This window comes from Sphingomonas sp. UYP23, assembly GCF_054059235.1.
Map to the genome: position 1 here is coordinate 3,110,671 of NZ_JBSSBX010000001.1, position 15,086 is coordinate 3,125,756.

Genomic DNA, 15,086 nt, shown 5'->3' on the forward strand with positions numbered 1-15,086 from the left:
GCTAAGGGATGGTTAACGATATTTCAGAAGTCGGCGCCGCACCGCGGTTAGAGACATACCCGCGCCCGGGCGCCGCCTAGCGCGGTGCGAGCGCACCAGCCCGCTCGTGCTGCTGAATCGGCTGCCAGTCTGGTCGGCGGCGCGAAGGGCTGGCCTATCTAAGATTGCGGCGTCGAAGTAAGCTCGTACGTACTCTTCCGCCTCACTAATCACACGCTCATCGCAGACCGATGTAATTGTATTTGCCGTTTCAAGGGCTTCCCGCCATAAGCGCCGATCGAACGCCAGCTTAAGAGACCGCGTCGACAGGGGAAGATCGGATGTCGGCGCGTCGCGAAACGTTTGAATTGCTGGATGGGCTGCGCGGGATCGCAGCGATCGCAGTCGTTATCATGCATACGAGCGATCAGTACGGTTTGGTATACGCTATTCCGCATGCCTATATGGCGGTGCCGTTCTTCTTTATGCTGAGCGGGATCGTGATCGCGCACGCTTACGAAAACCGCATTATGCGCACCAGTTCGCCGTTTGCGTTTCTGGCTATTCGGATCGAGCGGCTGTACCCGCTGCTGCTCCTTGGCTTGGCAGTATCGCTCGGTATTCGGATTGGCTTTGGCGATGGGGCTATCAACCACGAGATATGGTTGATGCTGCTTGCGGCGATTTGCCTTATTCCGTGGCCCGGCAGTTCGGTGTTCCCCCTGCTTGCCCCTCAATGGTCGCTTGCAATCGAGATATGGGGGAATCTCGTACACCGTTTGATCCTCGGCCGTTTGAGCGATCGCAACCTGATGCTGCTGGTCGGGTTGGGCGGGTTTGCGATGGCGGCATGCGGCGTGTACTTCGGTGGGCTCAACATCGGCTGGTCGTTTGACACGCTGGTTGGCGGCGTAGCGATCTTCGCCTTTTGCTACCCCTGTGGCATCCTGTTGTACCGGATGCGCGTTCAGTTTCGACTACCACAGATTACAGCGCCGCTTTGGCTCGTCGTTCTGGCGTTGCTTGCCACGATTTGTATCCCGACGCCGCTTCTCACGACCGTCAACGGGCTGCGCGATTTAGCCTGCGCTATTCTGGTCTTTCCGCTGTTGCTGACCGCTGCGATGAACGAGCGGCCGAGCGGGTTCGTGCAACGGATATCGCGGTGGCTCGGTTTGTTGTCCTATCCGCTTTACATCGTTCATTACCCGATTGTGATCAAGGCGGCGAGCCTACTGAACCGGACCGGCCCGTCGCGAATTGTCGAGTATATTTCGGTTCCGATCATCGTGGCGCTAGCGATCGTGATCGCCTGCCTGTGCCTCGCTATCGATATGGCGTTGCGGCGTCGCCTAAAGGCGATCCGCGGCAATCGGGCGATCGCTCAACCTGCTGCCGCACCGTAACATCGTCAGGCGCTCAGCGTGGTGGGTTCTGAACGGGTATGGCGGCCGAGTTCGCCTTTCGTGTAGCCTCGGCGTCGGCGATGATAGCATGCCGCAGCGCTTCCCCTTCGAGGTGGACTGCCGGTGCTCCATCACGTGGCACGTCGGTGTAATCGACCATCTGCGAGTTCGTTTCATGCGCCAAGGTTTCACGCGCTAAGCGCTCCCGATTTTCGCGATACAACGCGATTGCTGCCCAATTCGGCCGTTTCGGTGAGGAGCGCGGTGCTGTCATTGCAGGCACAGCGGACGTAACGACGGCTGGCGCGGTCGGCACCGCAAGGCTTTGTGCGACGATCGAGCGCGCAGAGGCAGGCATCGCAAGCGACCGATGTCGCAATATGCCATCGCCCATCTGCTGCGAAACGACGAGTGCGGTGGCGCCACCAACGCCGAAGGCCAAAGCGATCAGGGTCGAGACTAGACCCTTGCGATTAAATAGAATTGAGCGTTTTGTAGCGGGCCGGGGCCGGGGCTGTGATGAAGGCGGGGGCGCCGTGTAAGATCCCAGAACACGCTCGATCAATAGGTCCCGGGCAAGGCGTTGCTCGTCGGCCTCTTGTGATCCTGGTGGCAACGCAACCTCCTAATACTGAATCCGCATACGCGTTCTTCGTATTGGGAAGACCGAATGCGTATAATGATCGTCTGGCAACAGGCCTGCATACTGCAACGATACCATGATTAAGCATCGGCGTCGCGCGTATTGCGTCGAGGGAGATAGTTGTCTGTTCGCAACCGGTAGGCGAATATCGGGTAAGGCCGGCTGATGCGCCGCCCGTCTTTCCAACCTTAAATGTTCGCAATAGCGCTGGTGAGGCCAGACGTTAGCGGCTACGGAACCGCGCATGTCGACCGGATTTGCGTTGCGAAATGCCCTTATCTTTTCCGCAGCCGGTGCGACCGTCCGGGTTTCTGTTGCGAGACGTGGAGACACGCTGGCAAATCGTCGCCTTCTGGTCTGCGATTGTCATCTACGAACTGTTGATCCGGCCTGCCGTCGGGAAGCCCGTTTCGATCCGATCGACGATGGCGAGCCTCGTCGCCGTAACCATCGCGATCGTCGCCATGAAAGTTGCGCTTGAGGGCAAGATAACCCATTGAGTAACGGCTCGACGGTGGGGCGGCCAGACGCGTCTGCGGCGATCAAATGATTGCTTAAGCGTTGTGCGTCGCGTATCACCAACCGATGAGCACAATACGTATGCGCTTCGTCGCAAAGACGCTTTTGGCGGCCGTGGCGCTGTCGATGGGCGGCGCCGCATTGGCCGACGGATGTCGGGACGGGCAGGGCCGTCTCGTTTATTGCGACGATGCTGGGCGAGATACCCAAAACTGCATCGACAAGCGCGGGTTTACGGTAAGCTGTGGCTTGCCAGGCGCGCGATACAGGAATTCGCGTGCGGCTCGAGACAATCGCATCGTCGTCGCGAATCGGATGGCCGCCGATGTCACCGTTCGCAGCCTGATCCGAGGTACGCCAGCCGAAATCCCCGAACAGGATTTGGTCTCCGCCGGTAAGCGTCGCGCGGCAGCCGCCAAGCGGGGCAGGGCCGGGGCGAATGCAACGCAGCGCGGTGCGAGATCCGGCGAGCCTGCGGGCAATTAGCCCGACGGGCAACGCATACGACGTGCGGCCCAATTCCCTGTGCTTATCGCTTGATGATGCGGCGTCCGAAATCTCTCACCGTGAGATATCCCCGCTTCGCCATGAGATAGGATGCATAAGCGGCTTGGCCGACCGGGCCTTGGTCGATCAGCGGCATTTTTTGCAAAGAATAATGCGGCGGCAGATACTGTTGGTAAGTCACCCCGCCCAACGCGTTATAGACCAATGACAGATGTGTTTCGTCGGCGACTAAGCGGTGCGGATAGTGCGCTAGCAGCGGTTCGATCGCCAGCGTGTACGGAACCGGCCCGGTCACGTTGAGCACTGCCACCTTTCCTGCCCCGTCTCGCCAGGGATTGTAATGCTCGATGCTTTCAAGCACGCGTTCGGCTACCGCGCGAAGAAAAGGGTGCCCCTTTACCGCGATAACATGCCATTGCTGAAACTCGCCGGTCTCGCGATGAGCGAGTTTGGGATGGATGCCATAGCCGGAGAATTCCGCACCTGCAGACTGATCCCAACTGCTCAGGATATATTCGTCATCCGTGTGCAGCACTTCATCGAGCGGTTTGCTAAAAGTGCTCTTGATGTCGATGTACACGCCGCCGACCTTGTAAATCAGGAGATAGCGCCAGAAATCGATCCGAGCGGCGCCATAGCGCTCATCGATCCGCAGGAATGCCTTCAGCATTTTCGGGCCGTATTCGCGTCGGATGAATTCGCGGATATCGTCATGGTCGTAGAGGCGATGCTCCCAAGTCGGATTGTTGGCGCAAAGCTCATCGATCAGGGCGCGCACCGGGGCCGGGAGGTTTTTCGTGGGAAACGCCTGGTGGATGATCCGCGGGATTGTCTCGCCTTTCGGCACGATTGGGATATCGGACATCGGCGAGGAAGGCATCGTGAGCTCCTGAAATAATGGTCGTTCGCCGCGATTGGCTGGGGATAGAGCAGGTCGGTATCAGGACAAGGGCGCCCGACCACTAGGATCGACGCATTTCCCCCGCTTCGTGAACAGGCTAAGCGTAGAGGGGGCAGCGACTCAGCGCGCATCGCTTCGGCTTGCGCTGACGACGCTCAGTCGCTGTGCTCCCGCACCGGTAAGGGGCGTCTTTACGCCATGTACGCTCCGACTGACCGTCTCGGCATTCGCATAGACCCGCAAATAGTCGATCTTGAACGCCCCGATACCCGTGCTTGAATCGACCTTGCCCGCCCAGGCGTTGCCGATCGCCAAGTTGATAATGACGTAGAATTCCTGGCGGAAAGTGGCCGGTGCGGGTTGCTGCGCCACTTCCATTTCATCGACGTACCAAGTCAGCTTTTCCTTGGTCCAATTCAGGCCATAGGTGTGCATCCGTTCAGTATGATCGAAATACGCGGCGGAACCCTTTCGGACGCCGCCGATGTCGTGCATCGTCATGTAAACCATGCCTGGATCGCGGCCGAGTGACTCCATGACGTCGATCTCGGGTGGCCATCCGCCCGTAGCGGGCATCAGCCAGAATTCGGGTAGGAATCCCTGGCCTTTCGGCAATGCGGCTCGAATTTCGAAATAGCCATATTGTTGTGAGAAACCGGTCTTGCTGCTCAGCAGGCCCGAACTGTAAGCGGCGCGCCCAAGCGCCGCGGCGTTGGCCTTTTCGATCGGGGCTGCAATGATGGAAAGGACGCCGTCGGGGCTGACCGCAAACGGATTGATGCCGAGCGGGTTGGTCGCACTCCCGGCATAACCGGCGTCGACATAAACTTGCTGTTCGTCGACATGACCATGGTCGGTCATGCCGCCTTCCGCTAGATTGGGGATCCAGATGCCGCCCTGGGCCCGCAAGCGAAGCGTCGAAAATTCGTCGGTGAACGACAATCTGAGCTTCGACATGTCGATCGGTAGCTGAAAATCCCCGGCTGTAAGCGTTTTTGCAGAAACGCCGCGCAAGATGAGCTTCTCGGTCTTGTCGAGCCTGATTACGGTGTCCGCGCCGACCTGTCGCATCGTGGCGCGGACCTTGTCGAAGCTGTTGATCGTGTAGCCACCAAGCCGGACCTTGTCGGTGCCCTGCGTAAAGTCGATGATCGCATCGCTTCCATTGCCCGCGCGAATTTGGAAGATGTCGGGGCCCCGACCACCGACAAGGACGTCATTGCCGCCACCGCCGTCGAGCGTTGCGCCGGTATCGCCGGCGGTGATGATGTTATCGAGGGCGTTGCCCCCCGCATGGTTCGACCGGTCGCCTTTCAGCGTCAGATTTTCTACGTTGTCGGCGAGCACGGTTGCGCCATTGCTATAGCTTTCGACTGTGTCGACGCCTTCGCCGGGACTCTCGACGACGAGGTTGCCGGTATCCCACAAGGTGTAGGTATCGTCTCCTTGGCCACCAATCAGCACGTCACCGCCGACGCCGTGAAACTGGTCCTTCAGCGACGTGCCGTGCTGGGTTTCCTTCGCTGGACTGTTGACGATCCAACTGTCGACCGATTTGGAATAAGGGAGCTCGACCCCGACCGCGTTGAACCGCGACGTTACCGGGCCGCTTCGCTCTGCGCGATACAACACTACCGCCGCGGTCAGCGCTGCTCCCGCGAGCAATGCGAGCGCGACCCGGGCCCAGGTCTGATAATCATTGCCGAATCTTATCATTCGGCTACGGCCGGACGACCGAGCAGGCTTGAGTATGACCTGTGGCATCGCACGGCCGGGTGTCGCCCGCAGCCTGCTCGGGCAAGACGAGCACTGTGGCCGGCGGCGGTCATCCTATCGCTCGTTTCTGATCAGGCCGCCTTGCGTTCGACAGACTTAGCCCATTCGAGTTCCGGCATCGCCGGACAGGCGAACGCGTGACGGGGCGCGATGTCGGTCAGCGCCAACAGAGTCGGAGCAACTTCGCGAAGGGATACGCGGCGATCGATCTTGGCATGGACGTGCTCGGGCGTGCGGATCCACAACATGCCATCTGGATGATGCATCCCGCTGCGCACAGCCTCGACCGGGTAGAACATTGCGTTGAATGCCGGCGCCTCATTCGACGCGGTCGATAAGATCGTCGCGCCAGCGGCGGGATGCGCGACGAGATCGCAACCGGCAAAGACCCGATCACCCTCGTTCCGCGCCATCATGACCTGCGTACCGTCGCGCAGCTTGACGCCACGAAGCCGCTCGGCCGCTTCACCTGCTGCCGCTTCGGAATCGAAGATCAGATGGAATTGCTCCGCCATAACCGGCGCATAGGTGTAACCTTCGGGCACGCCCGCAAAGGCAAAGAACGCGGCGGCGTCGTGCATCTTGAAGATCTGCTTGCCGCCGATGTCCTCGTGATCGAGCATCGGTTGCTGGCTGAGCGCGGTGCACAGGACGATCGAGGTTTGCGGCCCTGCAAGCGCCAAGGCTTCGCCAATGATCTCGTCCATCTTCTCATACCCGTACGGGATGGCGTCGGCATATTTTTGCTGCGTCTCGGAATCGGACGTGACTGCGAAGGCATCCGGATCAAGGTTGCGCCAGAAATAGTGCTGGAAATGGGCGGTGCTGTTGAGGAAGAACGTCGAGAGCACCGGACGCTCGCTCCGGTAAAATTTTCGGAAGATGTCCCATTGCAGACGATCCAGGATCGTCGCACGCCGCCACTGGATCGGCTGACTCAACTCGCCGACCAATTGGCGCATCGCCTGGAATATCGTCCGGGTTGACAGGCCGTTCGTCGCCATGAAGCGGGCGAAACGGATCATCGTCGCCTTGCTGACGTTCGGGCGGCTGGTAGTGTATTCCTGCACATAGGTTCGCACCAAGTCGAGATAGGGCTCAAAGAGCCCAGCCGGCTGCGATTTGACGTCGGTGGCCCACGGGTCCGGAAGCACCAACCCGTTGAACCGGTCACCTTGTACCGCCGCGTTCATACTGCCGCAGATCCACGCCTTTTCACCCGCGTCGGATACCATGTCCCAGATACGCGGTTCAGAAAGTTTCGGACCATCACCCAGGTCGAAGACCTTGTGTTCTGCGTACGACAGGCCGGTATGGACCGTAACCCATTGAATCCAGGGCTCTAGCGCCGGTGGCGCCTCCTCGGCGTCAGTTACGGCAACGAGCGACTCCTGCCTCAGCCTCGCGAAATTGGGCAGCTTGCCCATCTTGATGAATCTATCGACAAGCGACGGCGTCAGCTCGTTGAATTCCAAGACAATGACATCTTTTGTCATTCAATCTTCCCAAAGATTTTGATGCGCGCCGGTGTCGACAGCACCATGTGAATACCATGAGTTTATTACCGAAGTAACCCGTTCATTCGTCCCGCTTTGGGCTAAGCCAAGAAATGAGGGGGCCGTAACACGTTTCCGCCGAGAAGGTGGACCGTGCGACCGTGAGGGCTTGCTCGGCTCGACGGGCACGTTCTGCCGGATCGCGCAAGAGCGCGACGATCGCGTCGGCAAAGCCAGCATCATCGTCGACCCGTATCACCGCGGGTCCGGCCTGGCGCTCGACGCCTTGTAGAGTAACCGATGTGGCGACGATCGCCTTGCCTTGCGCCAGCGCGTCGATCAGCTTGATCTTTAGGCCCGAACCGACCGTGAGGGGCGAGATAACGACCCCTGCGTCGCGGTAGAGCGGTGCGAGATCAGGCACCATGCCGCAGAATTCGATGCCTTGGCCGCGCCAGTCCCCCTGCGTCTCTGGGAACGCCGCGGATACCGAGCCCGCGATGACCAATCGCACGTTAGGAATCGCCGCGCGAACGCGATTCCACACGCCCGACAGGAGCCACTCGATCGCGATTACGTTGGGCGATGTGTTGCTACCGACGAATAAGACGTCGCGGTCGTTTCCAGGCTGGGCGGCCGGAACCGGATACGCGGCCATCGGCGCTGTGAAGACCTGGACGCCGGAAACGTGGCGGCGCACCCATTCGGCCTCCTGCTCTTGAATTGCGATGATGGCTGCTGCCTGACGCATCAATGCGACTTCCTGATCGGCATCCAGCATCGCGACCGAATCACGCGAAGCGTCGTCGCCGAAGCTTCCGGCACGTTCGGCATACAGATCGTGCATGACGATCGCGTTCGGAGCATCCGGGCGTAGTAATAACGGGATCGCCTCGGCTTGAAAGACATAGTCGGCAAGGATGGCATCGGCGTATCTGCGGCCGTGGCGTGCGACGAACAACCGGTCGGCGTCGGTCCAGGGCACTGTGATCGTGTGGGGATATGGCGTGTCGGTCAGGTCCAGGCGAACCCCCAGCCGTTTCACGAGACGCGCTGCAATACCGCGCAACGCGTCGCTCCATACGCGCAAGTCGCGCGACACGATCACCGAACCATATTTCCATACGCCGCGCACCTCGTGCGTCTCGAACACGGCAAGATCGGGGCTCAGCCGCAGCACCGGCCGTCGTCCAGTCACCGATGGTGCGGGCTGCAACAGATGCGGCGTCAGCCCAGCAGCGCGCACCGCTGCAGCGATATCGAGAAGATAGGTCGAACTGCCGTTGGTCCGCCCGACGATCCGCTGACGACTTACGAAGAGCACGTGTCGGCCATCGGTCCGATCAGGCACCGCATGATCTCGCTTGCGTCGGCGCAGGCGTGCCGCGAGCGGCAGCCGCAGCAGACGGGCCGCAGACGGGCGTTTGGCCAGCGCGCCAAGTGCGGCGGGAACGCGGCGTGCCTTCGCAGCGTCAAGGAAGTGTTGGAAAGCCAGCGCGTCGCGCGTCGCGGCGACTCGGTTCGAGATTGCATTTGCCGTCGCGCGATCGGCATTGGGGAACAACCCTGCGATCCGATTCGACGCGACGACCATTGCGTTCAGGTCGGCGATCGATGTCCGGTGCGAAATCGACCGCGAATGTTTGCGATAGAAATAGGTCAGCGACGGAACGATCCAATAGCGCAGACCCGCCGCCAGCGCTCTGATCACGATATCGTCATCCTCGGCGATCCGCAGGCGTTCGTCGTAGCGTATGCCCGCCGCGACCAACGCTGCGCGGCGAAAGACGGGCTTTAGGAAACCGAGATTGGGCTTGCGCCCATACATGACGGTCTGCGCGAAATATCGCTCGGGCGTCAGGGCGAAGGGGCCGTCGCTTTCTGGCCGTTCGAGGAAACGCCCGATCGCGCCGCCGACTTGATCGTCGAATACGAGCAGATCGTCCGCAACGATATCCGCTCCACGATGCTCGGCCGCCGCGATCAGCTTTTCAAGCCGCGACGGGTGCATCAGATCGTCGCTATCAAGGACGGCGATCCAGTCGCCGCGTGCAACCGCGATCGCGCGGTTTCGCGCGCCGGCGGGCCCGGTGTTACGCTTGGCGGTGAGGAAGCGGATGCGCGGATCCGCCGCGGCGAGCTCTTGCGCTATTGCCGGGCTCGCGTCGCTCGACAAGTCGTCGGCGACCAGGATCTCGAGGTCGGATACCGTTTGTCGCGCAGCGGACTGAACCGCCGCAGCAAGATCACGCGCGCCATTGTAATTGGCGATGACGACGGACACACGCGGCGCCGCATGGGGCTGTCGCATCACGCGGCCGTCGCGCGTCGGCGAAACCGCAAACCTGCCGCACGCCGGACCAGCATGACGAGCTGACCGATCGTCTCGCGACCGCCCGGCATCAATGCGATGACCAGCCACGAGATGGCATAGCCGATAGTGCCCCCCAGGATCAGTGCCGGGATCGCGTCGAGTGCGGTTAGGTGACGGAAGAGCATCAACGCGCCCGCCGCGACGCAGGCGGCGACGGCATGCGAACTCGCCAGGCTCGCGAGATCCCAGGTCGACACGGGCCCCGATCGACCGACATACCAGATCATCAGCGGTAGCCCGACAAACAGATCAACCAGCGCGAACGATGCCGCAACCCCAGTCACCCCGAATTGCAGGCCGGCAATAAAGGCCGCGACGCAGACGATGGTGTGCAACGTCGTCACGGTCGAAAGGTCGCGTGTGCGCTGCTGGCTGACGAGCAGCCACGGTAACGTCTGCGTGAGCGGCATGTAGATCCCAGCCAGTCCCAGCCAGCGGAAGATCGGCACGACGTTGACCCACTGCTTCCCCATCGCCAGCGGGATCAGTTGGTCGGCCATGACCACTAGCACCACCATGCCCGGAATCGCGACCAGCATGATTTGGTTGGCAGCGCGGCGATATGCCGAACGATAGCGCGGCGCGTCATCGGCGAGTTGCGATAGAATCGGCACCACCGTCCGCGACAGCGGGCTGACGATCTGCATAAGCGGGAACAGCAGCAGCTTGTATGCCCGGTCGTAGAAGCCGAGCTGTTGGGCGCCAAGATATCGGCCGATCAGGATATTGTCGGCATTGCGCGCGATGAAGTTTGCGATGTTGGCGCCGGCAATGCCACCCCCGAAGGCGAGGAGGTGGCGCACCTCCGAAAGTCGAGCCGGGCGTACCGGCCGCCACCCAGTTGCGACCCAACCGCACACCAGCCCGATCGCCATATTACCGATCACAGAAGCAACGAGCGCCCACGGGCTGGGATAAATCACTGCGATCGCGATTGAAGCCGCAAGACCGCCGACCGCTCCCCCGATCTCCGCAACCATCATCGCGCCGAAGCGTAAATCGCGGGCGAGAATCGCGAACTGCAAGGTTGCAAGCCCGGAAAGAACGATCGTCCCCGCCAGCGCGATCGCCAGCGGCACTACTGCCGGCGCATTGTAGAAATCGCTGATCAGCGGCGACGCCACGGCCAACGCTAGGGCGAGCACGACCGACAAGCCAACGTTAATCAGGAAAAGCGTGGTTTCGTGTGCCCGGGTCACGTTGCGAACGGTGATCACCGCGTTAGAAAGGCCGAAATCCTGGATCATCATCACGAACCAGACGAGCGGCATCAACATCGCAAACAAGCCGAAATCGGTTGGTGCTAGCAATCTTGACAAGATAACGGTCGATGCCAGTTGGCACAGAAACTTCACGCCCTGAGCGGACCCGAGCATCAACGCGCCACCCATGGCGCGGTGTGAAAAGCCCTCTGGGCTGGTCGGTGAATCTTCGGGGTTTGCCGGAACTTCGGTATCGGCAGCGGCATCGGTCGGCATCGTTACTCCTCGACGTTTACGCCACGGCCTGCATTTCTACTGATTCAGCGGGTAGCATCATTCGCGCGATCTCTGACGATTTTTTCTGCGCCGCAATAGATTAGTTATTGTTCTGCACTAAGGACGGATGTGCCATGCCGGTACCTGACCCCTCCCAATGCCCTTTCGCGCCGGCTCAGGTCGCTTGCGTTGCAATGCAGCTTGCCCTGCATTACCGCTGCAAGGCAGCATCGGTCGAGCAGGCCGCAGATGCATTGCCCTCAAGAATGCGAGGCTCACCCGTGATCCGCGGTTATCGATCGAAAGTCCGGCGAGCAAAGCTCAGGCAATGATAGCAGGCAAACAGGTGAGGTGCGCTGTTGTCGTTGGGAACGGCGACTTTAGTGCGTATTTGGCAGGGACGGCGGGTCGCGACGAGCCCCGCATCGAGTTTATCGAGATCGCACGGGCGACCGGTGGCGATTGCCTGTCTTACACGTCGGGTGCGGCTAAGCACGGAGGCTGGTTTTGTCGCCTTTTTGCAAAGCGGCCGAATCTTGGATCTGCGGTACATGCCGCCTGCGTCGCGCACCGGTACGATGCTATCTATGTGACGGGGGAAGATGTCGGCATGCCGCTTGCGTTGCTGCTTCGCTTGCGCGGCTGGCGCGGTCGGCTTGTTTGCCTCGCACATTATATAACCCCGCGTCGCGCACGGATATTCAAGCGGATCGGTGCCGGTGCCTTCCATCGGGTCATTACCGTGTCGCAGGCGCAAGCTGCCAGCTTGGTCACTCTGGCCGGATTTCCAGCCACGCGCGTTCGCGCGTTGCACAATTGGGTCGACGATCGCTTTTTCGATCCGGCGCTTGTCGACAAGATCCCGGATGTCGGTTTTGTCGCGTGCGGCGCCGAGAACCGTGACTATGCCGGGCTACGCCGCGCGTTTGCGGAGACGCCGCAGCATGTCATGCGCATATTCGGCCATGGTTTCTTCGGGACCGGCGTTGCCGGGGCGGAGCGTCACAAGGACGGTCCGAGCAATGTCGTCGCCATGCCGCGGGTGAGCTTTGCCGAATTGCGCAATTATTACGGCAGTGCTGAAGCGGTGGTCGTTCCGCTGAACGGCGTGACCTATGCGGCCGGGGTGACGGGTGCGGTCGAAGCGATGGCGTGCGGTCGTCCGGTGATCGCAACCGAGACGACCGGGATCGCGGAGTATCTTGGCCAGATCGATCCCCGGCTGCGCGTGCCCCCCGGCGATGCGCATCGCATGGCGGAGGCCGTGCAACTCCTGGCCGACACCGACCTGGAAACCCGCGCCGCATGGGGCCAGCGCAATCGTGACTGGGTGGTGCAGCATTGTAGCCTCGATCGATACGTTGCGATCATCCGCGGCGAGATGATCGATCGCGACGACGTGGATTGATCTTGATGGGTTCGACAAACTTTATGATACAAGCGTCAGACGATTTCCCCTCGGTCAGATTACCCCAGTCGTCAGCAGGCCCTGCGCTTTCTCCGGCGTGGCAGTCGTTTTTGTTGATGTGGTCGTGCGAAGGGGCGCTGCTGTTTGCGTCAGTCGGCAGTCGCCTATGTATCGTCGCCTTCATCCTGATAGCGACATTGTGGATCACCGCGAAACCTGATGCGAGCATAGCGGCCCTGCGCCGAAACGCCATCCTGTTTGCCCTGCCGCTCTTTTATTTCGTCTCTTCGACCTGGTCAATCTTCCCCTTCAAGACCTTGTATTCCGACGCAGCTTTGGTTGCCACGTTCGTTCTAGCGATCGCCATCGCCGCCGCGCCGGATCGCCGCTCGGCGGCCACCGGCGTCTGGGCGGCCTATGCCACCTTCACGCTCTTCTCGCTGATATTCGGGGGGCGCGTTTATTGGGAAGCCGAGGGGCTGACCGCCTTTGCGGGATTAGGCGGCGGCAAGAACGTGTTCGGCCACACCTCGGCGTTGACGGCGATCACATCGCTCTGCCTGCTTAGCTGGGTCTGGGATGGGAAGCGCCCGCTTGCGATGCGCACGATGGCCCTCGCAGTCTTTTTCGGGATCTATCTGATAAGCGCCTACGCGGTCGTAATCGCCCGTGCCAGCGGTTCCATTATCGCACTCGGGCTCGCAACGCTTACGTTTTTCATCGCATTGCTCTCCGGTCGCGCGTCGGGGAGCATCCGCTTTCTTATTCTTTTTGCGGCCGTCAGCATTGTCTTGCTGTACGTATTGTTTGGCGAAGCGATCAAAGAAAGCGTTACCGGGCTTATTCTCCAGACGTTCCACAAAACGCCGGCGCTGAGTGGGCGGCTCTATTTTTGGGCGACCGCGGACAAGATCATCGCCGACCATCCGCTCCTCGGTATCGGCTACGACGCCTTTTGGACTCACGGTAATCCAGCCGCCGAAGGGCTTTGGCAGCTTTATAACATTCCAGGCCGGTCGGGCATCAATTTCCACAACACCAGTCGAGAGATCCTCGTCGCCGGCGGAATTGTTGGAATGGTCGTGGTCGTCACGACGATCGGTACGCTGATCGTGAAGCAATTGATACGGACCGTGTTGCACGGCAACCCGGTCGACGCGTTAGGCGTGGCGATTACCGCTTACTATGTTTCACGGATTTTCACCGAGAGCGTTGATCTCGGGCTCTGGCAGCCCGACACGATCATCATGCTCTTCTTTCTGAGCGCGCCCGCTCGTATGTCGCGCGGTGCTATGTCAACAGAAATCAAGGACAATCTGATCGTCCCGAAGGTCCGAGCGGGTCAGCGCTCCTATCCGAATTCACCGCGACGACTCTAGAGGCGTGGTTCGACGGAATATCGACAGCGGATCGCCAAGCTGGAACGGGCGTTCGACCAGCCCATAGAATATCAAACCTGCAAGCACGATAATCGGCGTCTCGACCAGCAGGAGGAGACAATAGAGTCCGCCGACGGAATGTGCGCCGATGACCTTGACCAGCACGGTTGTCATGATCTGGACGATCTGAAGGTGTACGAGATAGAAGGAGTAGCAGGCGCTGCCGAGGAACGCGATGGGGCGGATCGAGAACAGTCTGCGGAAGAACTGGCCCCTGATTGCTGCAAAGAAGACGAGCAGGACGGCCAGCATCCTGGCAACTTCGACCGCCGCGACGACATTCCAGCTCGAAATGAAGTGAGTGAGCGTTCCGAGCGCGCCCAGCAGCGTCAAGCCGAGCAGCCCTAGGACATCGATCACACCGAAGGCGGCGGGACGGTCGGTGACGGCGTCCGGATAGAGATCCGCCAGCCATAGCCCGATCCAGAAGAAACCCAGGAATTTCGGAAAAGCAAAATAATAGCGTCCGACTTCGCCGAAGACATATTGGCCGGCGACCATCCAGCAAGCGAAGAGGATCGTGGTTATCACGCCGGAGATGATCTCTCGGCCACGGGGCCGAAATCGGAAATATGAGAAGAACAAGAAGGGCGCGACCAGATAAAACTGCACCTCTATCTCAAGCGACCAGCCTGGGGGGAAGCCACGCGGCAACTCGCCGAACACGATGCCGTGGACGTACAGCACGCTGGCAACGAGATGGGGAAAGAAATCGCCGCCGCTGGCCTTTGAAAGGCTCGGTGCAATGAGAATGGCGATATTGCCGAGGACCAGGACGACCAGATAGGGAGGGGCGATCCGCACCAACCTTCGGTGAAAATACGCTCCATAAGCGAGCCGCTCTTTGCGGAGCCAGCGCCGCTTGAACTGTGCGGCGAGAATATAGCCGCTGATAGCAAAGAAAAGCAGCACGCCGGTCTGGGCCGCTGGCAGGAGACGGGCAAGCAGATCTTCCGATGCAGTAAGAGCGCGCGCGCGGCCGACTTCATGGACGACATGCTCCATCAGGTGGCCGACAATCACGAAGGCGATTGCGAGGAACCGCAACCCGTCGACTTCGGGGCGATACGAGCCGTGGATCACGACGCGATGCAGCGCTCGGAACCAAGCCGTTATTTTTGATTCCGGCCGGGTTGATGCGATCGACATGATTGATCCTA

Annotated in this window: 11 protein-coding genes; 4 read left to right on the plus strand and 7 right to left on the minus strand. The window is 60.4% G+C overall.

Going from position 1 to position 15,086, the window contains the following annotated elements; translation table 11 throughout:
• Window positions 1-320: 320 nt before the first annotated feature.
• The gene (locus ACVWYO_RS15420) at window positions 321-1,385 is read left to right on the plus strand and encodes an acyltransferase family protein (protein ID WP_457352234.1); all 1,065 of its coding nucleotides are present in this window, start codon (window positions 321-323) and stop codon (window positions 1,383-1,385) included.
• A 13-nt stretch (window positions 1,386-1,398) separates the two neighbouring features.
• On the opposite strand, the gene ACVWYO_RS15425 is transcribed toward ACVWYO_RS15420, so the two are convergent.
• A complete protein-coding gene (locus ACVWYO_RS15425) occupies window positions 1,399-1,827 on the minus strand; it encodes a hypothetical protein (RefSeq protein ID WP_457352236.1) in 429 nt (142 codons plus the stop codon).
• A gap of 786 nt (window positions 1,828-2,613) precedes the next feature.
• On the opposite strand from ACVWYO_RS15425, the gene ACVWYO_RS15430 reads away from it, so the two are divergent.
• Complete coding sequence (locus tag ACVWYO_RS15430) at window positions 2,614-3,033, plus strand: hypothetical protein (protein ID WP_457352238.1); 420 nt, start codon at window positions 2,614-2,616, stop codon at window positions 3,031-3,033.
• A 43-nt stretch (window positions 3,034-3,076) separates the two neighbouring features.
• Here ACVWYO_RS15430 and ACVWYO_RS15435 read toward each other — a convergent pair whose 3' ends face one another.
• The 5 genes from ACVWYO_RS15435 to ACVWYO_RS15455 all read right to left on the minus strand — a co-directional run bounded on the left by ACVWYO_RS15435 (window position 3,077) and on the right by ACVWYO_RS15455 (window position 11,079).
• The gene (locus ACVWYO_RS15435) at window positions 3,077-3,934 is read right to left on the minus strand and encodes a glycosyltransferase family 32 protein (protein ID WP_457352240.1); all 858 of its coding nucleotides are present in this window, start codon (window positions 3,932-3,934) and stop codon (window positions 3,077-3,079) included.
• A 141-nt stretch (window positions 3,935-4,075) separates the two neighbouring features.
• A complete protein-coding gene (locus ACVWYO_RS15440) occupies window positions 4,076-5,671 on the minus strand; it encodes a family 16 glycosylhydrolase (protein ID WP_457352242.1) in 1,596 nt (531 codons plus the stop codon).
• Window positions 5,672-5,802: 131 nt separating this feature from the next.
• Window positions 5,803-7,227 (minus strand): alkaline phosphatase family protein, encoded by a 1,425-nt coding sequence (locus ACVWYO_RS15445; protein WP_457352244.1) that lies wholly within the window; start codon window positions 7,225-7,227, stop codon window positions 5,803-5,805.
• An 82-nt stretch (window positions 7,228-7,309) separates the two neighbouring features.
• Complete coding sequence (locus tag ACVWYO_RS15450) at window positions 7,310-9,538, minus strand: glycosyltransferase (protein WP_457352246.1); 2,229 nt, start codon at window positions 9,536-9,538, stop codon at window positions 7,310-7,312.
• On the minus strand, window positions 9,538-11,079 hold the full coding sequence (locus ACVWYO_RS15455) for a lipopolysaccharide biosynthesis protein (RefSeq protein ID WP_457352248.1): 1,542 nt from the start codon (window positions 11,077-11,079) through the stop codon (window positions 9,538-9,540). The genes ACVWYO_RS15450 and ACVWYO_RS15455 overlap by 1 nt, the downstream gene beginning before the upstream one ends.
• A 157-nt stretch (window positions 11,080-11,236) precedes the next feature.
• Here ACVWYO_RS15455 and ACVWYO_RS15460 point away from each other — a divergent pair, with 157 nt between their 5' ends.
• On the plus strand, window positions 11,237-12,487 hold the full coding sequence (locus ACVWYO_RS15460; RefSeq protein ID WP_140849906.1) for a glycosyltransferase family 4 protein: 1,251 nt from the start codon (window positions 11,237-11,239) through the stop codon (window positions 12,485-12,487).
• A 116-nt stretch (window positions 12,488-12,603) separates the two neighbouring features.
• Entirely contained in the window at window positions 12,604-13,866 is a 1,263-nt protein-coding gene (locus tag ACVWYO_RS15465) for an O-antigen ligase family protein (RefSeq protein WP_457355016.1), read from the plus strand.
• Here ACVWYO_RS15465 and ACVWYO_RS15470 read toward each other — a convergent pair.
• Window positions 13,849-15,075, minus strand: a complete 1,227-nt coding sequence (locus ACVWYO_RS15470; protein WP_457352250.1) for an acyltransferase family protein — start codon at window positions 15,073-15,075, stop codon at window positions 13,849-13,851. The two genes, ACVWYO_RS15465 and ACVWYO_RS15470, sit on opposite strands and share 18 nt — an antisense overlap.
• Window positions 15,076-15,086 lie beyond the last annotated feature (11 nt).